The sequence below is a fragment of the Streptococcus sp. E17BB genome, assembly GCF_041807725.1.
Lineage (GTDB): Bacteria > Bacillota > Bacilli > Lactobacillales > Streptococcaceae > Streptococcus > Streptococcus entericus.
Genome location: NZ_JBGTZC010000013.1, coordinates 1 through 20390 on the forward strand (window position 1 = coordinate 1; position 20390 = coordinate 20390).

Here is a 20390-nt window from a genome sequence, read left to right on the forward strand (position 1 = left end):
AAATCATTGTCCGTTTCTTATCGTCCATGTTCTACCTCCTAGCTTGCGTATTTCCTGCCCAGCTCACGGACTAGGCTGATATAGCGGACACGGTCAGACAGTCCAGTGTCCAGTAGTCGCTCTTTTTCTCCAACCGTAGCAGATAGCCAGACCAGATTTTCACGTTGTCGCCATTTCGTCATGAGCTTAGTCCTTTCTACCGCCAAAAAGCAACTTCCCTAAAAGGGCATTTAATTCATCTTCATCGTTTTTGACTGGTTCTGCTGGCTCTTGGCCATCCAAAGTAGTCAGCATGTACTCTGCTTGGACTTTGATTGGTTCTGCTTCAAAGAGCATAGCCATAGCCAAATAACGTTCATTGTCTCTGCCGTTGTAATGTTCCTCATCAATAGTTAAGGCACTTTCAATTTCATCTGTCCATCTTGCAGAAAAAGGCAAGCGAGACTTTTTATTTTCATACCCAGAAAGGAAATGACCCTCTTTCTTACGCAATACGATAAATGTGTTAGTTTGTTTCATGATTTTTCTCCTGTGGATAAGTTGTAGGTTTCCCTATATTATTTATTCAATAAGGATGGCTTGTTTAAGGTTAATATTTATTTAGTAGTTAATACTTGTTGTAGGTTAATATTTGTTAGGTCACAGATTTACACATCACATTTTTACACATCACATTTTCTGTGAACTGTAACTTATAGAAATTGTGGAAAACTGGCTAAAATCAGCTTTTTTTGTGGAAACCGTGGAAAACTATTGGTCAGCAATCCTATCTGATGGTATGTCACAGAACTCCTTGTCCTCTGCTATTCTTTCCTTGATGATAGATAGCTGGAAATCGGTAAATTTTACATCTGACACAAACCTTAGAATGCGGAAGCCTTTCCCTCTTCCTCTGCTGAACTTAAATGTCTTCATGTAGCCTAACTGCTCTAACTTTTTGAAGTGCCTATCTACTGTGGTTCGGCTGATATTCATTCGCCGGGCAATTTCCTCTGGGTATATCTCCCAGTTAGTCTTGTTGCTAAGCAAGACCGCTAGAATACCTATTGTGGCAGGTTCTAAATCACTGTCCTGTAAAAAAGCATTGTTAATTGCGGTGTAGTTTTCGTGGGGATTTCTGAAAGATATAATCCATCAACCAAAACCTCCATTTCTAATAGCCGTTTGACAAGATAGGATAATAGCCTCCATCTGAGCCACTTCATGCCGTAAAGTTTGGTTCTCTTCAAGCAATTTGTGGTAGGCTTCCTTGGTCAGCGTGACCGTATCGCCTGAGTAAACTGGGCCAGCTTGCTCAGTTGGTTGTGGTCGTGGCTCTTGCTCTTTCAAGCCTAGTTGGATAAAGCTGTCTATTGACTCACGGAGTAACTTGGCTGGATTTTGTCTCAATTTGAATAAGTCTTTGATCACACCAGTTCCCCCGTGTCCAAAAAATACTCCTTGCCTGTTTTAGGGTCAATATCAACCCTACGACCTGTCTTATAGTCAATAAAACCTTTTGGCTGGTTAGACACCGTTGTAGCCTTCTTAGAAATATTAGAATCAGACGACGGCTTGTCAACCATATCTTTCAATTTATTAAGCCAGCTCACACTGCACAGCGTCGTTGAAGCTGTGGCAATCATCAGTAGAATTTCTGTTTTAGTCATTTTATGCTCCTTGTTCTGTATAAATGCGTTTGATAACTTGATAGTATTGATGGCCTGATGGTATAACGTACCCGGTCAAGTCCTCAATTACCGAACCGTCAGCCATAATGTTTGTTACTTTGGGTTTCCATTGTTCTTTTTTTCGCTTCATGTTATAATTTCCTTATAATCTATTTGATTTGCACCTCAGTAGAATTGGCGTTCGTGAGGTGTTTTTTTGTTTAGCTGATAAGCTCCAAAGAGGTCTGCCCGTTGAGACGCTGAATATCCATCTTGGTATTGGTGGACGGCTCCCAAGCTCCCCAGTAATCAAATGCTGCTTGTTCATCTTTGACCTGCAACATGTCGTAACGTGGAATGCGAAAGTGTTCCTTGAAGTCCTTGGCTGCCTGACGGAATACCTTGCCTGCAAAAGAACGGTTCTTATAGGCTGGACTGCCCATGCCTCCAAGAGCATTGATGACCCTAGTTTTACGCAATTTTTCAAGCTCCATGCTGACAGATGGATTGATGGGTTGCCTGTTCTTCAAATAGTCAACATCGCCAGCCAAGACCTCTTGGCTTTTTTTAAGCTCCTTTTGCCCCTGTAAAAGGTGGATGAAGATGTCTTCCTGTGTCATGCCCTCTGGCAGGTTCTGTGTTGGTTGTTGAATAAGTTCTTGTGTCATTTGAATACTCCTTCAATAATGTTAGTGTCGCCGTTGACCATTCTGTTTAGGTCATCAGCCAATCGATTGACCGACTGTTGTAGTTGCTCAAATTCCTTGCGGATTTGAGTGTCTGAGTTGATAATCCGTTCTTCATCTACATAGATAAGCCCTCCCATGTGTAGTAGCATGTCATTTCCTTTTCTGAGGAACGACAGTAGGTTTTTGTAATTCCCAATCTTGGACTGGGTGGCATTTAGTTCCCCTTGTGATTGCTGGATAGCCTTGGTCAGCTCATCATACTTGGCAGATTTTTCATCTACCTCTGCACGCTGGGCATATAGCTCTTGGAGCTGGTTCTCAAGAAAGGCATTCCTTTCATCTGTCGCCTTAACACGTTCCGACAGTCGCTCAGAGCGTTCCAGAGCTTCGGAATAGTCAGGTGGTATGATTTCCCTAACTACTTCCCTAACCTCCACCGTAGCTGATTTTAGCCGGCTATTTTCGTCTGTCAGGTCACTGGTAATTTGCTTTTGCAGTTGGAGCTGTCGTTTGACCTCTTGAAGCTCCCTAACGGTTGGGCTATCGCCTTGCTCAATCCGTTCAAGTTGTTCTGCTTGAGCTTCGTCAGGCAACGTAGCGATTAGGTAGAGGGCTGATGTGCCTAAATGGTGCAACGTTGCACTATTTGGAAGCTGATTAGCTATTTTCATCATTCTCTTGGCCGCCGTATGGTCAACCTCAATTTTTTCAAGCCACTCCATGAACTGCCCATGTACTAGGTCATGCTCCTTAACGTGGTTTAGTCGCCTGCCAATCTCCCAAATGGACTGCCCTGCAATCTGCTTATGGTGATTGATTTCTAACTCAATCTGATCTAGGTTATTTGGTAAGGTTAATTCGTTCATCTGTCTCCTTTCTAAATCAGACAACTTTCCAAATCTTGCAAATAGAGGTAAGTTCACCATCCAGAATTGTTGCTCGCCATCTATTGTTATAGATACCATCTGGTTCATACCCAGCAGATTTCAAATAGGACACGGTTTCTTCTTTAGTAGAAAATGACTCAGCCTTTAAGTCTGTTTCTCCTGCCGGGCAGAAACCTGTGCCAATCATGCCAAAACTCTCGCTTTGATTGTCATTGTTGATGACATAGATTGAAATAACATACATAGGTTCAATCTCCTTTCTAGCTATATGATTAAAAATCATATAAAGGGTAAAATTTTTAGACAGCATTATGTTCAATACCCAGAATATCGTCTGTGGAGACATTGAATAGCAAAGCTAAATTTATTAAATGTTCCCCACCAATCTTAGTCTGGTCTTTCTCCCAGTTACTGATTGAAGTTTGGGTCACACCGAGTTTTTTTGCAAGTTCTCTCTGAGACATCTTATTATTTTTTGCCCGTAGCTCTGCAATAGTAATCATGATATGCTCCTTTCGCTTTTGATGATTTTATTTTATATGATTTATAATCTCTTGTCAACTATTTTTTATGATTTATTTTCTGTTTTTTTAGAAAATCAGTCATTCTATTAAAAAATATAAAACTTTTTTCTTATACAGTTGATTTATAATCTTGTTTTTGATATAATTTACTTATCAATCAAGAAAAGGGATTAGATACCAATGCAAATAGGAGACAGAATACGAGAGCTTAGAGAAAACAGGAACATGACCCAAACCGAATTATCCGAAATATTGGGTATGAAGACCTACACAACGGTCTCTAAGTGGGAGAAAAACGAAAATTTTCCTAAAGGTCGTGACCTAAAGAGATTAGCCGAAATTTTTTCAGTCTCTTCCGACTATCTTCTAGGACTTTCTCAAGCTAAGACAAAAAAATCAGAACAGCAAGAACAATCTCAACTACTGACCATCTACAACCAGCTGGAAGAAGATAGACAGGAAAAAGTCCTTGACTTTGCTTCTGAACAGCTGGAAGAACAAGAGGGGAACAAGGTTCTCCCGATCTTTGATAAAAAGATTGAGGAGGAAGATGATGAGGAATACATCACAGACTATATTCAGGGGCTGGTCGCTGCTGGTCACGGATCTTTCCAAGAGGACAACCTCTATATGGAAGTCAAACTCCGTGCCGATAATGTCCCTGAAAAGTATGACACCATCGCAAAAGTCGTAGGCGATAGTATGGAGCCACTTATCTGTAACGACGACCTGCTATTCATTGAGGTTACAAACCAAGTGGATATCAATTCTATTGGTATCTTCCAGGTCAACGGCAAAAACTTTGTCAAAAAGCTAAAACGTGACTATGATGGTTCTTGGTATCTTCAAAGTCTAAACAACAACTATGAAGAAATCTACCTGACAGAAGATGACAACATCAGGACCATTGGAGAAGTCGTGGATATTTATAGGGAGGGATAGGAATGAAGGTTGGATTGCGTACACCTAATTTAAAGAAAAGTATTAAAGCTAGAACTACTGGAAAATTAAAACGCTCTATAAAGCGTTCAGTTAATCCACTATATGGCAAAAAAGGAATGGGGATGATTACCAATCCTAAAAAAGCCGTTTATAATAAAATCTATAACAAAACTACTATTGACCCATTAAAAGGGCTAAAAACAACGAGTAAGAACAAGAAATCAATTTCATCTGTTAAATCAGTTCCTGTTCAAAATATTGCTACTCCCTCAATATCTAAGACAGTAACCCACACATGTAATAAATGGGTATATTGTTTCTTAGCTATCATGTTTGGTTTCTTTGGTGCTCAATACTTCTATTCTGGACAAAAACAAAAGGGAATAACCTCATTACTATTCTGTTGGACTGGTATTCCTATGGTTATCGGTATTTTCCAAGGGGTCTTCACTTTATTTAAACCAACAGACGACAAAGGAAATATTTCTTTTGTTGTTGAAGAAAAAGCAACCGTTTCTGAAACAATTTCTAATGGAAACAAAATTCAACAATTATTGTCTGAGATTGAAGAACTAGAACCGACACTCAAAACTACCCTTGAGCCTAAAGAATACATTGATACGGTCAAAAAGATAGCAGACAACTTGAATGAAGTCACTAACTTTTCAAGAATGTATGCTAATAATCCTAATTTTGACGCTCAATCAATGGCAAATTCTCTAGAACAGATGGTGCAAGGGCTAGATGAAGAAGAAACAAACTTCATCAATCGTTACTACTCTACTTTCAAAGAAGAAGGTAAAGACAAGATTATGGAATATAGAGACTTTTTCACTCCTACTGGAGTTCAGTCAATAGAAAATCTATATAAATAAAAAAGCCCCACGCTCCACGTTTGGCGACAGGAGAGCGTAGGGCTGTGACACAAGAAAGTATTTCAAAGGGCATACCTTTTGAAGACTTTTCTTGTACCCATTTTATCAAAAAAGAGGTACAAATTCAATGATTACAGCAAACAAAGTGGCAATTTATGTCAGAGTATCAACAACAAACCAAGCAGAAGAAGGCTATTCAATTGATGAACAAAAAGACAAGCTGACCGCCTACTGTAAAATTAAGGATTGGGCAATCTATAACATATACACCGACGGGGGCTTTACTGGTTCAAATACCCACCGCCCAGCTCTGGAACAACTGGTCAAGGACGCCAAAAAGAAAAAGTTTGATACTGTTCTTGTCTATAAACTGGACCGCCTAAGCCGTAGTCAAAAAGACACCCTCTACTTGATTGAGGAAATCTTTATCAAAAACAGCATAGAATTTTTAAGTCTACAAGAAAACTTTGATACCTCTACTCCTTTTGGTAAGGCTATGATAGGTTTGCTTGCAGTATTTGCTCAACTGGAGCGAGAGCAAATCAAGGAACGTATGCAGTTAGGCAAGTTAGGCCGAGCCAAGACTGGCAAGTCCATGATGTGGTCAAAAGTTGCCTTTGGTTACGATTATCACAAAGAGACCGGAGAAATGACAGTCAACGCATGGCAGGCTATAACCGTCAACAATATCTATGACTGGTATTTATCCGGAAAATCCATCACCAAAATCAGAGACGCACTCAATGAGAACTACCCAAAAAAGCCTGCCTGGAGCTACCGCATTGTAAGGCAGATTTTAGACAATCCTGTCTATTGCGGTTACAACCAATACAAAGGGGAAATCTACAAGGGCAACCATGAACCAATTATCTCCAAAGAAGTCTTTGATAAGGTCCAAGATGAATTAAAAATAAGACAACGGACAGCAGCTGAGAAATTCAACCCTAGACCCTTTCAGGCTAAATATATGCTCTCAGGTATTGCTCAATGTGGTTACTGTAACGCCCCATTACAGATTGTTATGGGCATGATCAGGAAAGATGGCACTAGATTTATAAAGTATGAGTGCAAACAGAGATATCCAAAAAAGACAAAGGGGGTTACGGTCTATAACAACAATGAAAAATGCCACTCAGGAGCTTATGAGAAAGATGAGGTAGAGAAATATGTACTAAAAGAAATCAGCAAGCTACAACATGACACGGCATACCTAGACGAACTATTTTCTGACCCTGAAACTGAGCGTATTGACCGTGCCAGTTATCAAAAACAAATAGATGAACTAACAAAAAAACTTAGTAGATTAAACAACCTCTACATTGACGACCGTATCACACTCGAAGAATTACAAAAGCAATCTGATGAATTTACAACCATGCGTGCCACTCTTCAAGATGAATTAGAAAATGACCCATCGCTAAAAGCAGAGAGCCAAAAAGAACACATGAGACGAATATTAGCTACTGATGACATTCTAGGACTGAACTACGAACAACAAAAGGAGATAGTAAGACCCCTTATTAACAAGGTTCAGGTCACAGCTGAGGACATTGTCATCAAATGGAAAATATAAAGAATTTTAGTGTCTTTCATTTCAACTAATGTAAATCCTTTAACGGATTTTTTATGAATGGTTTTCAATAATTTTTTCATGGTATATTCTCCTTAAAAATTTGGCATATTTTGATAAATCGGTAAGAGCATGGCCGCATAAATCATGACAATCATTAGGGCAACAAATAGAAAGACCAGAGGTTGAATCAGCTGACTAGCTTGATTGAGTTTGTGAAAAAAAGTCTTCCAAGTTTCCTTAGCATAAAGTTCAAGTTCTTGACCCAAGCGCGATTTTACCTCACCGTAGGCTATCATCAAGCTCAATTCTCGCTTAAAAAAGGGATAGCTTAAAACCTTGTCATGAAAGGCTTGTCCAGCTAATAAAGCCCGCTGCATATCCAGACCAATCTCTTGAAAAAGCTGAGATTTTTGATCTTGCATGATCTGAACCACCTGCGCCAAATCCAATCCTTGTCCGATAAGGTTCCCCCATTCCCTGGCGTAGTAGGCGGTCAGGTAAAGGCTGATAAACTGCCCCAGATAGGGTATCTTACATAACTTGCTGTAGAGACTTATTTTGTCTATTTTTTTGGCAAAATAGCTGAGCAGTAGCCCGCTAAACGCCAGCCCTGCCATTATCCCTAGAAAAATAAGAGGAAAATGGTTGATCAGTGTTGTCGCTAGGTTTTCTCCCTCCAGCTGTGGCAAGAGGTAGTTCTTTAAGCCCAACATGATAAGGACGAGAAAAGCCAGGAGCATGAGTGGGTAAGTCGCTACTTCGATGAGTTTTTTACGAACGATGAGCACTTGCTCCAGATAATCTTCCAATCCTGCTAGACTCTTTTGTGTGTTGCCGTGGACATCGGCTAAGGCCAGCTGGGTCACCAGACCATCTGAAAATCCCAAATCAGCCAGCAACTGGGCCATTGATTTTCCTTCCAGTAGCGATTGCCGCATCTGGTCAGTATACACCGACGTTAGTAACCTGCTCCGTTCTAAAAAATTAACCATCTCGGTCAAGGTAAACCCGCTAGATAAGAGGTTGTGAAAGAGCTGAATCAACTTTTTTTGCTGTCTAAGTGATAATTTTTTCGACCCGTCCTTGTTGCTCAGTGAGATATCCTTGGTTAACCAAGTCATCAATTTTCTGGTTCCAACGACTTGGGTCGTGGTTGGCAATGTTTTCTGTTGCAATGTCAATTAAACCTCCTTTCCCGATTAGGCGTTGGTAGCAAACCCCAGCCAAGCAATTGTTCATTTCCTGGGGACTAACCCCCAGCTCCAACAGGCGTTCATAGACACCTGAGAGACTCTTAGCGTGAACAGTTGATAAAACAACAGCGCCTGTTAGACTAGCCCTCACCACTGCTCGAGCGGTCTCTGTGTCCCTGATTTCACCGATAATGAGCACATCTGGACGGTGGCGTAGTGACAATTTTATCAAATTATCATAGGTCATCCCAATGCTCTCATTAAGTTGCAGCTGTAAAAAACGGTCTTCCTTAATTTCGACAGGGTCTTCAATAGAAATAACCTGTTGCCCTGCGAACTTTTCACTGACGAGCTGATGCATGAGCGTTGTTTTTCCAGAACCAACCGGTCCTGCAAAGAGGTAGAGCCCTCGACGACCGACAACAGACTTAACCTGTTCCAGACCATCAAACCAATAAGCTAACTCTTGTTTACCATCAAAGAGCAGGCGGATAACTAGGCTTTCTAGACCTCTATAATCACCAACACTTGACAATCGTAGAGAAACTACTTTGCCCTCTCCAATATCATAATCACAAGAACCAAGTTGACTTCGACGTTTCTCTCCGACATTCATCCCAGCGACGAATTTAAAGTGGCTAATGACACTCGCCATCAGAGCTGCTTTTTCTTGTCCAAAAAACTGTCGCTCATCTCCGATCCTCATAAAAATATCGTAATCATCTTGTCTCGGAATCAGGTAAATATCCTGTGCTTGCCGTTCTCTCCCCTCTTCAATGAGGCGTTTTGCTATATCCTGTACCATAAGGCCTCCTGACTAGTTATTCGTAAGCAAGCAAAAAAAGATTGGCCTTAACCAATCTTTTTTAATTGACATGCTGATAGAGGGCGTACGGGATCGTTTCGGCGTTCAAATTGCTGTTGATGCTCGTCTTCTGGTAGCTCTTCCCAGTTTTTTAAGAGGGCTAGGGAGTGATATTCTTGTAATGATTCTTCACAATCATCACACCACGTTTGGTGCTTGGTATCCCAAAAAGCCGCCAAAAGACTTGCTCGACTCTTATAAAATGGGTGACTGACCCGCAGATGGGTCCATTGCTTTTTAAAAGCACTCATGGCCTCATCAAAGGTATCATAATGCTGAACCTTGATAATATCATCTTTCCAATCATCTAAAAACCACCAGGGTTCAAATGCCCCATAAAGCTCTACAACTTGATACATACTCTTCCTCTTTTCGATTCTATTATAGCGAAATATGGCCAATAAGAAAAAGAATATGCTCATTTGTGAAATATTTTTAGTCCAGTCACCAGCAAATTTTCCTAGTCTCCGTAGGACAAATCGCTCAACAACTCCTCAACTGCCAAATCATCAGGAATCAACCTAAGGTAAGTCTGCAAGATTGTTTTAGCTTTTTCCAAGTCTCCTAGACGACGTAAAAGATAAGCATAAGCCAAGAGAAAATCTGGATTATCAGAAAGATCAGCAAAAGTCTGGTCATAAAGCACCAAAGCCTCATCTTCTCGATCTAAAGCCACATAGGCTTGTGCTAACTGCCATAAGGTCAATGGGTGGTCACTTATCTCTAAGCCTAAGCCAATAACCTCTTCATGCCTTTCCTGCTCCAAATAAAGATTTGATAAGCGGAGTTTTGCCTCCTCATTGTCCTCATCAAGAGCCAGCACCTCTTTGAGGTAAGTTTCAGACTGCACCGCGTCTGCTAACTCATAAGACAATTGCGATGCTAAAAGTAAAAGCTGTGTGTCAAAAGCGTTTTTACGCAGGGCTTGTTGCACCAGTCTAAGCGCCTCAGAAAATTGATCTTCTGCTTCTAAAGAGAGTGCATAGGGGTATTCGTAGCCTTCTATCTCTGGGCTAAGGGTTTCTAATTGCTTGAATAAAAGACAGGCTCTTTGCGTGTGATTAGTCTCGTAATAAAGCGTTGCCAGCTCAAGATTGGTCTGCCCATCGTATTCAATCTCCAAAGCCTTTTCCAAAAACTCAATCGCCGCCTCAAACTGTCCCAAACTGGCATAGGAACGACCGATTCGTTCATAAGTCGAAATCCCTGTCTGTTCTAACAAGAGGCGATTATCAAGTTTAGCGTAATGGGAAATCGCAGAGCTGTAATCTTCAAGTGCAAATTCTAGCTCTGCCAAGCCAAAAATCACCAAGGGCTCATCAGTTAATTGACTAGCCAAGACAAGCTTGTCCCTTGCCACATCCGTTAGCCCTTCGCTGTCATAGAGGTCTGCCAGAACTAGCAAAGCACTGATATAGTCGTCACTATCTTCCTCTATACGAGTGAGGTAGTCAAAGGCCAGAACTTTATCCCCATCTTCGTAGGCAATCTGGGCTAGGCTCAAGTTAACATGTGGGTATTGTTCTGATAACTGCTCATAAACCTGTCTGGCCTGTGGATAAAACCCTATCGCTTCTAGATACTCACCCAACTCTAGCAGCACATCGTCACTGTCATCTGCCAAGGCACGTTGAAAATACTTATCTGCTTTACGCAAGTCCTGCTGATCTAGACAGGCAATCATTTTTTCACTATTGGTCATCTGTTACCTCTTCCTGATAAAGCCCACTAACAATCTTGTACCAGTTGAACACCTCAGTGAGTATTACCTTAACGGAAGCATAGAGCGGAATCCCAAGCAACACACCCCAAAGACCAAACATAGACCCTGCTGTTAACAACACGAAAAGAATGGTGATCGGATGGATGCTCAGCTTATTCCCCAAGACCAAAGGTGTCACAAAGCGCCCCTCAATGGTTTGCTCAATCACAAAAACCAGAAGCACTTTTATCAGCATAAAGGGGCCTTCAACCAAACCAAGAATCACAACAGGAACCATGGCTAGGAAACTCCCTAGATAAGGAATCATATTAAGTATGCCAGCTAGAATCCCAAAGGTGATGGCATAAGGTAACCCGATAAGGCTAAACATGACTGAAAACATCAGACCAACAACGATGGCAACCGTTACTTGCCCTTGTACATAACCCGCCAACTGTTTGTTAATATCCGACAGAACACGGCGAGCTGGTTGCCGCATCTTTGTCGGTAAAAAAGCGGCAATCTTGTCTTTTAGTTGCTTGCCATCACGCAAGAGGTAAAAAATGATAAATGGTGCAATGAGGACAGCAACCGTTACTTTAGCAATTGCAGAAGCAAAATTGCTGGCCCAGTCGACAGCATTCTTTGAGAAGGTCTGGACATACTCAATAGCTTTTTGACCGACGGTGTCAACGATATCTGCTAGTTGAGGTCGTAAGGCTTCAAAACGATTGTCTTGTAACAGACTGGTCACCTGACTCTCAACGGTTTCAATATAGCTCGGTAAATTACTGAAAAAAGCGCCCAACTGTGTCTGGATCATCGGAATGATACTAGCAATACCTAAAATCATTAAGATAATCACACCGATAAAGGTGATGGTAATTGCCCAAACTTTCGATAGTCCCTGCTTTTCTAACCACAAGACAATCGGATCCAGCAAATAGTAAATCAGAGCAGAAATCACCAGCGGCAACATGACAATGGTCAAAAAGCCAATAACCGGCTCAAATAAAAAACTAATTTTGGTGAAAACCAATAAATTCAGAAAAAACAAGAGGCTGACTAAAAGAATGGTCACACTCTTACGGTTCAAAAACCACTTGAAAAACCAACTGAGGGTAAACGATTGTTTATCAGACTTCATCATAACTCCTTTCTCTATCTTGGCTCATTATCACCATAAAAAGTGACTTCTTTGCCAACTAACTGTTCGTTGTCATAAGTCAACTTGGCTGAAAAGAAGGGGCGATTGTCGATAATCCATTGGAACATCTCATAGTCTCCTTCCCAAGTTGGTTTGGTTAGCACCTGGTCGTAGGGGACCCATTCTAAGGTGCCTTCAACACAGTCCTCAACCAATTCGCCATCAACAGCTGTAACCCTAAATACATAAGTATACCAGTCGTGACCTGGTGTGAACTCTGGAAATGTGATTAGACCAGCCAGCTTCATCTCTTTGACAACCAAACCAGTTTCTTCATAGATTTCACGAATGGCACAATCTTCTGGACTTTCCCCTTTTTCTAACTTACCTCCAACACTAATCCATTTGCCCTCGTGAACATCATTGGGCTTTTTATTGCGGTGCATGAGTAAGAGTTCTTTGCCGTTGTCAATATAACAAATAGTTGCTAATTTTACCATAACAGCTCTCTTTCATCTTAGTTTCTCTTTATTATAGCATGTTCTGATGGAATTAGCTGAATTTTACCGTTCTGTTGTTCTCGACTGATAGATATGATATAATTTTACTATGAGAAAACACTTACAAACTATTTGGTCCAATCAATCATATCAGGAAGAAGAGCAATTCGTTTACTATTGTTCCTTTGATGAACAAAACGGTCGATTTGGAGAGTTAAAACCTTTGATTAGAACGCAACTGAAGGCAGTTATCCCTGAAGGAGATGGAAAATTTCTAGCCCTGACCCACCTTGACGGGCAAGACCAGCTTGTTTTTTTACCAAAAGATGAGCAGCTCCTCTCAGAACTTCAACCTACTAATCAAGCTGATCAGCTCTGCTATGATGCCGATAGGCATATTGCCTACACTCTAACTGACAAAGGCAAACTTTTATCAGCTTATGCCATCACGACTGAAAAAGAGCTGAAACCCTTGGGTAGCTTACCTCTAGATGATGTTGACCCAACCTTTATCACCCTCACACCAGATAAACTTCTGGCCATTGGTGACAAACATCGCCAGAGATTACTCATCTATGAGGTAGCAAACGATAGACTGAGTTTCGTTAATCAATTCAGCAGTCCTGACGAGCGCATCCCTTATCAACTGATTTTTCACCAAGCGACCAAAGTCTGCTATTTGATCAGTGAACACCAGATCATCCATACATTATTTTATGATGGTTACGGTGCTTTTGAGTACCACACTAGCCAAACTGATTCATCAATCCATTCGACTTCTCTCCTCGCCCCATCTGTCGGAGCAACTGCTGCCCATCTCTATCACACTCGTCCAACTTGTCCTTACTTGAGTGTTTTCGAGATTCTAGGTGACGGGTCCTTACAAAAACTCGCTCCCATCTCTATTAACCAAGAAGCGCTGAGTTTAACGGTGACACCAGCTTGTTCATTCCTTATTTTGATTGATCAAAACGGTACTCAAGCAACTAGCTTTGCGATTAACTCAGAAACAGGACAGCTCAGACATTGCGATCAGATTCATATTCCCAAACAAGCGACTTGCTTTATGCTAGAATTTATGGTGTAATAAAAACAACAAAAAGAAAGAGGACAACAATGAACACAACTGAATTGCTCGAAAAAATCAAAGAGCTCATCGCTAAAGGCGACATCAATGCTGCAAAAGAATTTATCAATGAAAACAAAGATAGCCTCGGTGACTATCTCGAGCAAGCAAAAGGTTTGCTTGACGGTCTGGATTTGAGTAAAGGTCTTGATGGTGTACTTGATAAGGCCAAAGACCTGGGACTTGATACAGATAAAGGTGCGGGTCTCATTGATAAAGCCAAAGGTTTGTTTAGCAAATAAACAGGTTAATACCAAAGCTCCTCTTCTTAAGTAAGGGGAGCTTTTGTCTATAAACAGTCCTAATGCACCCATATTAGTAAAATTTGTAAGAAAGACGTGCTTTATTTTTGCTTTTTTATAAAATCGTGCTATAATAGACTTATAAACTTTGACCAATACTGACCTTTATCGAATTGGTCAATTGATTAGGAGGTTTTTATGTTGTGTCACAATTGTAAATTAAACGACGCGACCATTCATCTCTATACCAACATGAATGGCAAGCAGGGGCAGATTGATCTCTGCCAAAACTGCTATAAAATTATCAAGTCTGAACCTAAACAAGGTGATGATCGCCCTCGGAACTTAGCGCAGGGTCTTGATCCCTTCTTTGATGACTTCTTCTCTGATTTGAACAACTTCCGCGCCTTTAGTGGCAATCTTCCCAATACGCCACCAACCCAATCTGGAGGGCGTGGCGGCAATAACGGTAACAATCGCCGACCAAATCACCCTGGTCAGTCTCCACAACAGGAGCAAGCCAAAGGTTTATTGGAAGAATTTGGCACCAATATCACTGATATTGCTCGACGAGGTGGGATTGACCCTGTGATTGGGCGTGACGAGGAAATCATCCGTGTGATTGAGATTCTCAATCGTCGTACCAAGAACAATCCTGTTCTCATCGGTGAGCCTGGGGTCGGAAAAACCGCTGTGGTTGAAGGACTAGCTCAGAAAATCATCGATGGTTCTGTTCCCCAAAAACTTCAAGGCAAACAAGTCATCCGACTTGATGTCGTCAGCTTGGTGCAAGGGACAGGTATCCGTGGGCAATTTGAAGAACGCATGCAAAAACTCATGGACGAACTCCGCAACCGTGATGATGTGATTCTCTTCATCGACGAAATCCATGAAATTGTTGGTGCTGGTGCTGCTGGCGATGGCAACATGGATGCTGGTAATATTTTGAAACCAGCTCTGGCACGCGGTGAGCTCCAGCTGGTCGGTGCAACAACGCTCAATGAATACCGCGTGATTGAAAAAGATGCTGCCCTAGAGCGCCGGATGCAGCCGGTTAAGGTCGATGAGCCAAGCGTTGAGGAAACCTTAATTATCCTCAAGGGCATTCAGAAAAAATACGAAGACTATCACCATGTCCGCTACACAGATGAGGCCATTGAAGCGGCGGCTGTCCTGTCTAATCGTTACATTCAAGACCGCTTCTTACCTGACAAGGCTATTGACCTTTTAGATGAGGCAGGTTCTAAGCTCAACTTGACCCTCAAATTTATCGATCCTAAAGACATTGATAAGCGCCTGATTGAGGCTGAAAACCTCAAGGCTCAGGCGACGAGGGATGAGGACTATGAACGTGCGGCTTACTTCCGTGACCAGATTGCCAAGTATAAAGAACTTCAGCAACAAAAACTGGATGAACAAGACACGCCAATCATTACTGAAAAAGTCATCGAAAGCATCATCGAGCAAAAAACCAATATTCCTGTTGGTGACCTCAAGGAAAAAGAGCAAACCCAACTGGTTAATCTCGCTAGCGACCTCAAAAGTGTGGTCATCGGTCAGGACGATGCTGTGGATAAGATTGCCAAGGCTATCCGTCGGAATCGCGTTGGTCTGGGCTCCCCAAACCGTCCCATCGGCTCCTTCCTCTTTGTCGGACCTACCGGTGTCGGCAAGACCGAGCTGTCCAAACAACTAGCTATCGAACTCTTTGGCTCAGCTGATAGCATGATTCGCTTTGACATGAGTGAGTATATGGAAAAACACGCAGTCGCCAAGCTCGTCGGAGCCCCTCCAGGCTATGTCGGCTATGAGGAGGCTGGGCAACTGACGGAAAAAGTCCGTCGCAACCCCTACTCTCTCATTCTCCTTGATGAGGTCGAAAAGGCTCATCCAGACGTCATGCACATGTTCTTACAGGTATTAGACGATGGACGTTTAACCGATGGGCAAGGACGGACCGTTAGTTTCAAGGATACCATCATCATCATGACCTCAAACGCTGGCACAGGTAAAGTTGAGGCTTCTGTTGGTTTTGGTGCTGCGCGCGAAGGGCGGAGCCAATCTGTCCTTGGTCAGTTGGGGAACTTTTTCAGTCCAGAATTCATGAACCGATTTGACGGTATCATCGAATTCCAGTCCCTTAGCAAGGACAATCTCCTCAGAATCGTTGACCTGATGTTGGCAACCGTTAAGGAATGCTTAGCACGGAATGACATTCAGCTAGACATCACTGACAAGGTCAAGGAGAAACTGGTCGATTTAGGCTACGATCCAAAGATGGGCGCTCGGCCATTACGCCGAACCATCCAAGACCATATCGAGGATGCCATCACTGACTTTTATCTAGAGCACCCAACTGAGAAACACCTCAGGGCAGTGCTCAACAGTAAAGGGGATATCACTATAAAAGCGGTGAAGGCCGTTGCTGAACCGACAACAGAAACTGCTGAATAAGATAAGAACCGCCAAACGTTAAAGTCTGGTGGTTTTTGAACTTGAGTAAAGCAATTCTGCTTAAATCGTGTTATAATGGCTATAAAAACAGGAGAACATCAGATGACAAACATCCCAACTTTTGGCGATAAGGTGGCTAGTGCCACATACCAAAATCGCTACGGTGTCTATGCGATTATCCCAAATGAGGAAAAGACCCATCTCATCCTCGTTCAGGCACCTAACGGGGCTTGGTTTCTGCCTGGTGGCGAGATTGAAGCGGGAGAAAACCATCAGATGGCTCTAGAGCGTGAATTGCTTGAAGAACTTGGGTTCTCAGCTCGTCTAGGGCAAGACCTTGGTCAGGCAGATGAGTACTTCTACTCTCGACACAGAGACACTCACTACTATCATCCCGCCTATCTCTATGCAGTAGAGTCTTTTTCAGAGGTCAGCAAACCCTTGGAAGACTTTAATACGCTAGCTTGGTTTCCAATTGAGGAGGCCAAAACCAAGCTCAAGCGAGGTAGCCATCGCTGGGGTATTGAGCAGTGGCAAAAAAATAATTAAATTTAAGGCATTTTTGTCCTTTTTAAGACCTTTCGTGATATAATAAAAAAGGAATCCTAAATGAAAAGAGGATATGCCCATGCGGCTGATTAATGTGACCGGTAGCCATCCTGAATTGGTCAAGAATCAACTCAAATATACCGATGCCTTTTTGGTAGAGGTTTATTCGGCAGGCAACACCGATGTGGTTTTCTCAGAAGCACCAACACACTACGAGCTTCTCATCACCAACAAATATCGTGCCATCAAGTCAGCCGAGTTAGATAAAATTCGAGAATTTTTCTTTAAGCGTAAAATCCACCCTAACAAAGCGATGATGGAGTTAGTCAAAACTGTTCACATGGATAAACTCATTGAAATTTCTATTCCTATTCGCCAAGTCTGAGGTTCTTCCTCAGCCTTCTTACTATTTATGAAGGAGAAATTATGACCATCAAACTCGTTGCAGTCGACATTGACGGCACCTTACTGACCAGCAACCGCACCGTTACCCCTCAAGTCTACCAGGCAGTGCAAGAAGCCAAAGCGGCCGGTGTCAAGATTGTGATCACAACTGGGCGCCCAATTGCTGGGGTGACAGAACTGCTGTCCGATCTCAACCTACAAGACGAGGGGGACTATGTTATTACCTTTAACGGCGGTCTAGTACAAGACACCTCTTCTGGTCAGGAATTGGTCAAGGAGACCGTCAGCTACGACGATTACTTGGATATTGAATTGCTGGCGCGTAAACTAGGTGTTCACATGCATGCCATCACTAAGGATGGCATCTATACTGCCAATCGTAACATCGGCAAATACACTGTCCACGAGGCTCAGCTAGTTTCCATGCCTGTTTTTTATCGCACACCAGAAGAAATGGCAGACAAAGAAATCGTTAAAATCATGTTCATCGATGAGCCAGAAATCTTAGATGAGGCCATTGCGAGAATCCCAGCTGACTATCATGACCGTTTCGGCCTTGTCAAATCTCAACCCTTTTACCTAGAAATTGTCAATAAAGCAGGCAGCAAGGGCAATGCCATCAAGCATCTAGCAAACAAGCTAGGCATTGACATGAGCCAGACGATGGCTATCGGTGACGAAGAAAATGACCGATCCATGCTGGAAGTGGTTGCTGTCCCTGTTGTCATGGCAAACGGTAATCCTGAACTCAAAAAAATCGCTAAGCACATCACCCTCTCCAACGATGAGAGTGGCGTCGCTCATGCGATCAAAACTTGGGTGTTAGGGTGTTAGGTAAAGAATAACTGATATCAGAAAACTCTGGACGACATGCCCAGAGTTTTTCAGATTATTTCACTGCTTCAAGAAGCGCCAAGAAGCTAGCTGGTTCAAGCGATGCACCACCAACAAGGGCACCGTCGACATCTGGACAAGCCATGTACTCTGCGATGTTAGCTGGGTTAACAGAACCACCGTATTGCACACGAACTTTGTCAGCAACTTCTTGACCAAAGTCACGAGCAACCACATCACGAACGGCTTTACACATGTTTTGCGCATCATCTTTGGTTGCTGATTTACCTGTACCGATTGCCCAGATTGGCTCGTAGGCAATAACGAGTGAAGCTACTTGTTCAGCTGACAAGCCTTTGAGCGCCGCTGATACTTGAGCACCGACAAAGTCAACTGCCTGACCTGATTCATAAGTCTCAAGGCTCTCACCACAGCAGATGATTGGGGTCATACCATTACGGAAAATAGCATGCGCTTTTTTGTTGATGTCCTCATCTGTCTCATGGAAGTAATCACGACGCTCAGAGTGACCAATAATGACATACTCAACACCGAGAGCAGCGATAGTTTTCGGGCTATTTTCACCAGTAAAGGCACCAGCATCCTCAAAATGACAGTTTTGCGCAGCAACTTGCAACTGAGAGTTAGCTTTGCTTAAGCCTTTTTTCATCCCTTCAAGGAAAATAGCTGGCGCACCGATAACAGCATCAACCAGGTTGTTTGATGGGATAGCCAACTCAACTTGTGAGATAAATTCGCGCGCTTCTGCAGGCACCTTGTTCATCTTCCAGTTTCCGGCGATAATGGGTTTACGTGACATGTCACATACCTCTTTCTTATTTTTCTTTATTCCATGAGATGTTCTAATCATTTTTCACAGAATATTACCCTTCTATTTTACCATATTTCTCTCAAGCAAGAAAGTTTTTTGTGAGGTAATAGACAAGAAAAAGACCCATTTGGGTCTTTTTCAAGGTCTGACTTAATTTATTCGCAAATCGATTAGGCTTCGATTGAAGAAACGATACCTGAACCAACAGTACGGCCACCCTCACGGATAGAGAATGTAGTACCTTGCTCAACGGCGATTGGGTGGATCAACTCAACGTCGATTGTCACGTTATCACCAGGCATTACCATTTCAGTACCAGCAGGCAATTCGATTGAACCTGTCACGTCAGTTGTACGGAAGTAGAACTGTGGACGGTAGTTGTTGAAGAATGGTGTATGACGACCACCTTCTTCTTTAGTAAGGATATAAACCTCACCTTTGAATTTAGTGTGTGGCTTGATTGATCCTGGTTTAGCGATAACTTGTCCACGCTCGATTTCATCACGTTGTACACCACGAAGAAGGATACCAACGTTATCACCAGCAAGACCTTCGTCAAGTTGCTTACGGAACATTTCAACACCTGTTACGATAGCTTTACGAGTTTCTTCAGTGATACCAACGATTTCGATTTCGTCGTTGACACGAACAGTACCACGGTCGATACGACCTGAAGCTACTGTACCACGACCAGTGATTGAGAACACGTCCTCAACTGGCAACAAGAGTGGCTTGTCAGTGTCACGCTCTGGTTCTGGAATGTAGCTGTCAACTGTAGCCATCAATTCCATAACGATGTCTTCGTACTTCTCATCACCTTCAAGGGCTTTAAGAGCTGAACCTTGGATAACTGGAAGATCATCACCTGGGAAGTCGTATTCTGAAAGAAGGTCACGGATTTCCATTTCAACCAACTCAAGAAGCTCTTCGTCATCAACAAGGTCAATCTTGTTCATGAAAACGATAAGGTGTTTAACACCTACCTGACGAGAAAGCAAGATGTGCTCACGAGTTTGTGGCATAGGACCATCAGTAGAAGCTACTACGAGGATCGCACCATCCATCTGAGCAGCACCAGTGATCATGTTTTTAACGTAGTCCGCGTGTCCTGGAGCGTCGATGTGAGCGTAGTGGCGTGATTCAGTTTCGTACTCAACGTGTGCAGTGTTGATAGTGATACCGCGCTCGCGCTCTTCTGGAGCAGCATCGATAGACGCATAGTCTTTTGGTTGGTTAACTGATGACGGCAAGCGACGTGCCAATACAGTTGTGATAGCTGCAGTCAAAGTAGTTTTACCGTGGTCAACGTGTCCGATAGTACCGACGTTAACGTGGGGTTTGCTACGATCGTATTTTTCTTTTGCCATTGTAGGAAAAGCCTCCATATAAAATATATTTTATA

At 42.5% G+C, this 20390-nt stretch carries 27 protein-coding genes; 9 read left to right on the forward strand and 18 right to left on the reverse strand.

What is annotated here, in order from left to right:
- Positions 1 to 38 precede the first annotated feature (38 nt).
- The 10 genes from ACERC7_RS04480 to ACERC7_RS04525 form a co-directional block, all read right to left on the reverse strand.
- The gene (locus ACERC7_RS04480) at positions 39 to 182 is read right to left on the reverse strand and encodes a hypothetical protein (RefSeq protein ID WP_373666237.1); all 144 of its coding nucleotides are present in this window, start codon (positions 180 to 182) and stop codon (positions 39 to 41) included.
- A gap of 4 nt (positions 183 to 186) precedes the next feature.
- A complete protein-coding gene (locus tag ACERC7_RS04485; RefSeq protein WP_373666238.1) occupies positions 187 to 519 on the reverse strand; it encodes a hypothetical protein in 333 nt (110 codons plus the stop codon).
- 231 nt (positions 520 to 750) lie between these two features.
- On the reverse strand, positions 751 to 1131 hold the full coding sequence (locus ACERC7_RS04490; protein WP_373666279.1) for a winged helix-turn-helix domain-containing protein: 381 nt from the start codon (positions 1129 to 1131) through the stop codon (positions 751 to 753).
- A 3-nt stretch (positions 1132 to 1134) separates the two neighbouring features.
- Positions 1135 to 1410, reverse strand: a complete 276-nt coding sequence (locus tag ACERC7_RS04495; protein WP_373666239.1) for a hypothetical protein — start codon at positions 1408 to 1410, stop codon at positions 1135 to 1137.
- Positions 1407 to 1649, reverse strand: coding sequence for a hypothetical protein (locus ACERC7_RS04500; RefSeq protein WP_373666240.1), 243 nt, complete (start codon positions 1647 to 1649; stop codon positions 1407 to 1409). Before ACERC7_RS04500 ends, ACERC7_RS04495 begins: the two co-directional genes overlap by 4 nt.
- Position 1650: 1 nt before the next feature.
- Positions 1651 to 1800, reverse strand: coding sequence for a BOW99_gp33 family protein (locus ACERC7_RS04505; protein ID WP_373666241.1), 150 nt, complete (start codon positions 1798 to 1800; stop codon positions 1651 to 1653).
- Between the two features lie 70 nt (positions 1801 to 1870).
- Positions 1871 to 2317 carry an ORF6C domain-containing protein gene (locus tag ACERC7_RS04510; RefSeq protein WP_373666242.1) on the reverse strand — a complete coding sequence of 149 codons (447 nt, stop codon included), beginning with the start codon at positions 2315 to 2317 and terminating at the stop codon, positions 1871 to 1873.
- Positions 2314 to 3204 (reverse strand): DUF3102 domain-containing protein, encoded by an 891-nt coding sequence (locus ACERC7_RS04515; RefSeq protein ID WP_373666243.1) that lies wholly within the window; start codon positions 3202 to 3204, stop codon positions 2314 to 2316. Before ACERC7_RS04515 ends, ACERC7_RS04510 begins: the two co-directional genes overlap by 4 nt.
- 16 nt (positions 3205 to 3220) lie before the next feature.
- Positions 3221 to 3469 (reverse strand): hypothetical protein, encoded by a 249-nt coding sequence (locus ACERC7_RS04520; RefSeq protein ID WP_373666244.1) that lies wholly within the window; start codon positions 3467 to 3469, stop codon positions 3221 to 3223.
- A 55-nt stretch (positions 3470 to 3524) separates the two neighbouring features.
- The gene (locus ACERC7_RS04525; protein WP_373666245.1) at positions 3525 to 3728 is read right to left on the reverse strand and encodes a helix-turn-helix domain-containing protein; all 204 of its coding nucleotides are present in this window, start codon (positions 3726 to 3728) and stop codon (positions 3525 to 3527) included.
- 201 nt (positions 3729 to 3929) lie between these two features.
- On the opposite strand from ACERC7_RS04525, the gene ACERC7_RS04530 reads away from it, so the two are divergent.
- The 3 genes from ACERC7_RS04530 (at position 3930) to ACERC7_RS04540 (ending at position 7139) form a co-directional block, all read left to right on the forward strand.
- Positions 3930 to 4691, forward strand: a complete 762-nt coding sequence (locus ACERC7_RS04530) for a helix-turn-helix domain-containing protein (RefSeq protein ID WP_373666246.1) — start codon at positions 3930 to 3932, stop codon at positions 4689 to 4691.
- Positions 4692 to 4693: 2 nt separating this feature from the next.
- The gene (locus tag ACERC7_RS04535) at positions 4694 to 5566 is read left to right on the forward strand and encodes a TM2 domain-containing protein (RefSeq protein WP_373666247.1); all 873 of its coding nucleotides are present in this window, start codon (positions 4694 to 4696) and stop codon (positions 5564 to 5566) included.
- Positions 5567 to 5693: 127 nt separating this feature from the next.
- Positions 5694 to 7139, forward strand: coding sequence for a recombinase family protein (locus ACERC7_RS04540; RefSeq protein WP_373666248.1), 1446 nt, complete (start codon positions 5694 to 5696; stop codon positions 7137 to 7139).
- 92 nt (positions 7140 to 7231) lie between these two features.
- On the opposite strand, the gene comGB is transcribed toward ACERC7_RS04540, so the two are convergent.
- The 6 genes from comGB to ACERC7_RS04570 form a co-directional block, all read right to left on the reverse strand.
- Entirely contained in the window at positions 7232 to 8260 is a 1029-nt protein-coding gene (gene comGB / locus ACERC7_RS04545) for a competence type IV pilus assembly protein ComGB (protein WP_373658669.1), read from the reverse strand.
- Positions 8196 to 9137: a competence type IV pilus ATPase ComGA gene (comGA, locus tag ACERC7_RS04550; RefSeq protein WP_373658656.1), complete on the reverse strand. Its 942-nt coding sequence runs from the start codon at positions 9135 to 9137 to the stop codon at positions 8196 to 8198. Before comGA ends, comGB begins: the two co-directional genes overlap by 65 nt.
- Before the next feature lie 47 nt (positions 9138 to 9184).
- On the reverse strand, positions 9185 to 9556 hold the full coding sequence (locus ACERC7_RS04555) for a DUF1033 family protein (protein WP_373658655.1): 372 nt from the start codon (positions 9554 to 9556) through the stop codon (positions 9185 to 9187).
- A gap of 101 nt (positions 9557 to 9657) precedes the next feature.
- Positions 9658 to 10899: a tetratricopeptide repeat protein gene (locus ACERC7_RS04560; protein WP_373658654.1), complete on the reverse strand. Its 1242-nt coding sequence runs from the start codon at positions 10897 to 10899 to the stop codon at positions 9658 to 9660.
- Entirely contained in the window at positions 10889 to 12046 is a 1158-nt protein-coding gene (locus ACERC7_RS04565; protein ID WP_373658653.1) for an AI-2E family transporter, read from the reverse strand. Before ACERC7_RS04565 ends, ACERC7_RS04560 begins: the two co-directional genes overlap by 11 nt.
- Before the next feature lie 14 nt (positions 12047 to 12060).
- Positions 12061 to 12546, reverse strand: a complete 486-nt coding sequence (locus ACERC7_RS04570; protein ID WP_373658652.1) for an NUDIX domain-containing protein — start codon at positions 12544 to 12546, stop codon at positions 12061 to 12063.
- A gap of 109 nt (positions 12547 to 12655) precedes the next feature.
- Here ACERC7_RS04570 and ACERC7_RS04575 point away from each other — a divergent pair, with 109 nt between their 5' ends.
- The 6 genes from ACERC7_RS04575 (at position 12656) to yidA (ending at position 18156) form a co-directional block, all read left to right on the forward strand.
- Positions 12656 to 13633, forward strand: a complete 978-nt coding sequence (locus tag ACERC7_RS04575) for a beta-propeller fold lactonase family protein (protein ID WP_373658651.1) — start codon at positions 12656 to 12658, stop codon at positions 13631 to 13633.
- Positions 13634 to 13662: 29 nt separating this feature from the next.
- A complete protein-coding gene (locus tag ACERC7_RS04580; RefSeq protein WP_373658650.1) occupies positions 13663 to 13914 on the forward strand; it encodes a hypothetical protein in 252 nt (83 codons plus the stop codon).
- Between the two features lie 198 nt (positions 13915 to 14112).
- Positions 14113 to 16368, forward strand: coding sequence for an AAA family ATPase (locus ACERC7_RS04585; RefSeq protein WP_373666249.1), 2256 nt, complete (start codon positions 14113 to 14115; stop codon positions 16366 to 16368).
- Positions 16369 to 16470: 102 nt separating this feature from the next.
- Positions 16471 to 16917 (forward strand): NUDIX domain-containing protein, encoded by a 447-nt coding sequence (locus ACERC7_RS04590; RefSeq protein WP_373658648.1) that lies wholly within the window; start codon positions 16471 to 16473, stop codon positions 16915 to 16917.
- 79 nt (positions 16918 to 16996) lie between these two features.
- On the forward strand, positions 16997 to 17302 hold the full coding sequence (locus ACERC7_RS04595) for a DUF1827 family protein (protein ID WP_018367997.1): 306 nt from the start codon (positions 16997 to 16999) through the stop codon (positions 17300 to 17302).
- 41 nt (positions 17303 to 17343) lie between these two features.
- On the forward strand, positions 17344 to 18156 hold the full coding sequence (gene yidA, locus ACERC7_RS04600; RefSeq protein ID WP_373658647.1) for a sugar-phosphatase: 813 nt from the start codon (positions 17344 to 17346) through the stop codon (positions 18154 to 18156).
- Between the two features lie 55 nt (positions 18157 to 18211).
- Here yidA and tpiA read toward each other — a convergent pair whose 3' ends face one another.
- Both tpiA and tuf read right to left on the reverse strand, forming a co-directional pair.
- Positions 18212 to 18976, reverse strand: a complete 765-nt coding sequence (gene tpiA / locus ACERC7_RS04605; protein WP_373660036.1) for a triose-phosphate isomerase — start codon at positions 18974 to 18976, stop codon at positions 18212 to 18214.
- A 182-nt stretch (positions 18977 to 19158) separates the two neighbouring features.
- Positions 19159 to 20355 (reverse strand): elongation factor Tu, encoded by a 1197-nt coding sequence (gene tuf, locus ACERC7_RS04610; protein WP_018367994.1) that lies wholly within the window; start codon positions 20353 to 20355, stop codon positions 19159 to 19161.
- Between the last annotated feature and the right edge of the window lie 35 nt (positions 20356 to 20390).

Coding starts and splice junctions, on each gene's coding strand:
- ACERC7_RS04480 (WP_373666237.1), bottom strand. CDS start 182: ATGACGAAATGGCGACAACGTGAAAATCTGGTCTGGCTATCTGCTACG.
- ACERC7_RS04485 (WP_373666238.1), bottom strand. CDS start 519: ATGAAACAAACTAACACATTTATCGTATTGCGTAAGAAAGAGGGTCAT.
- ACERC7_RS04500 (WP_373666240.1), bottom strand. CDS start 1,649: ATGACTAAAACAGAAATTCTACTGATGATTGCCACAGCTTCAACGACG.
- ACERC7_RS04505 (WP_373666241.1), bottom strand. CDS start 1,800: ATGAAGCGAAAAAAAGAACAATGGAAACCCAAAGTAACAAACATTATG.
- ACERC7_RS04510 (WP_373666242.1), bottom strand. CDS start 2,317: ATGACACAAGAACTTATTCAACAACCAACACAGAACCTGCCAGAGGGC.
- ACERC7_RS04515 (WP_373666243.1), bottom strand. CDS start 3,204: ATGAACGAATTAACCTTACCAAATAACCTAGATCAGATTGAGTTAGAA.
- ACERC7_RS04520 (WP_373666244.1), bottom strand. CDS start 3,469: ATGTATGTTATTTCAATCTATGTCATCAACAATGACAATCAAAGCGAG.
- ACERC7_RS04525 (WP_373666245.1), bottom strand. CDS start 3,728: ATGATTACTATTGCAGAGCTACGGGCAAAAAATAATAAGATGTCTCAG.
- ACERC7_RS04530 (WP_373666246.1), top strand. CDS start 3,930: ATGCAAATAGGAGACAGAATACGAGAGCTTAGAGAAAACAGGAACATG.
- ACERC7_RS04535 (WP_373666247.1), top strand. CDS start 4,694: ATGAAGGTTGGATTGCGTACACCTAATTTAAAGAAAAGTATTAAAGCT.
- ACERC7_RS04540 (WP_373666248.1), top strand. CDS start 5,694: ATGATTACAGCAAACAAAGTGGCAATTTATGTCAGAGTATCAACAACA.
- comGB (WP_373658669.1), bottom strand. CDS start 8,260: ATGACTTGGTTAACCAAGGATATCTCACTGAGCAACAAGGACGGGTCG.
- comGA (WP_373658656.1), bottom strand. CDS start 9,137: ATGGTACAGGATATAGCAAAACGCCTCATTGAAGAGGGGAGAGAACGG.
- ACERC7_RS04555 (WP_373658655.1), bottom strand. CDS start 9,556: ATGTATCAAGTTGTAGAGCTTTATGGGGCATTTGAACCCTGGTGGTTT.
- ACERC7_RS04560 (WP_373658654.1), bottom strand. CDS start 10,899: ATGACCAATAGTGAAAAAATGATTGCCTGTCTAGATCAGCAGGACTTG.
- ACERC7_RS04565 (WP_373658653.1), bottom strand. CDS start 12,046: ATGAAGTCTGATAAACAATCGTTTACCCTCAGTTGGTTTTTCAAGTGG.
- ACERC7_RS04570 (WP_373658652.1), bottom strand. CDS start 12,546: ATGGTAAAATTAGCAACTATTTGTTATATTGACAACGGCAAAGAACTC.
- ACERC7_RS04575 (WP_373658651.1), top strand. CDS start 12,656: ATGAGAAAACACTTACAAACTATTTGGTCCAATCAATCATATCAGGAA.
- ACERC7_RS04580 (WP_373658650.1), top strand. CDS start 13,663: ATGAACACAACTGAATTGCTCGAAAAAATCAAAGAGCTCATCGCTAAA.
- ACERC7_RS04585 (WP_373666249.1), top strand. CDS start 14,113: ATGTTGTGTCACAATTGTAAATTAAACGACGCGACCATTCATCTCTAT.
- ACERC7_RS04590 (WP_373658648.1), top strand. CDS start 16,471: ATGACAAACATCCCAACTTTTGGCGATAAGGTGGCTAGTGCCACATAC.
- ACERC7_RS04595 (WP_018367997.1), top strand. CDS start 16,997: ATGCGGCTGATTAATGTGACCGGTAGCCATCCTGAATTGGTCAAGAAT.
- yidA (WP_373658647.1), top strand. CDS start 17,344: ATGACCATCAAACTCGTTGCAGTCGACATTGACGGCACCTTACTGACC.
- tpiA (WP_373660036.1), bottom strand. CDS start 18,976: ATGTCACGTAAACCCATTATCGCCGGAAACTGGAAGATGAACAAGGTG.
- tuf (WP_018367994.1), bottom strand. CDS start 20,355: ATGGCAAAAGAAAAATACGATCGTAGCAAACCCCACGTTAACGTCGGT.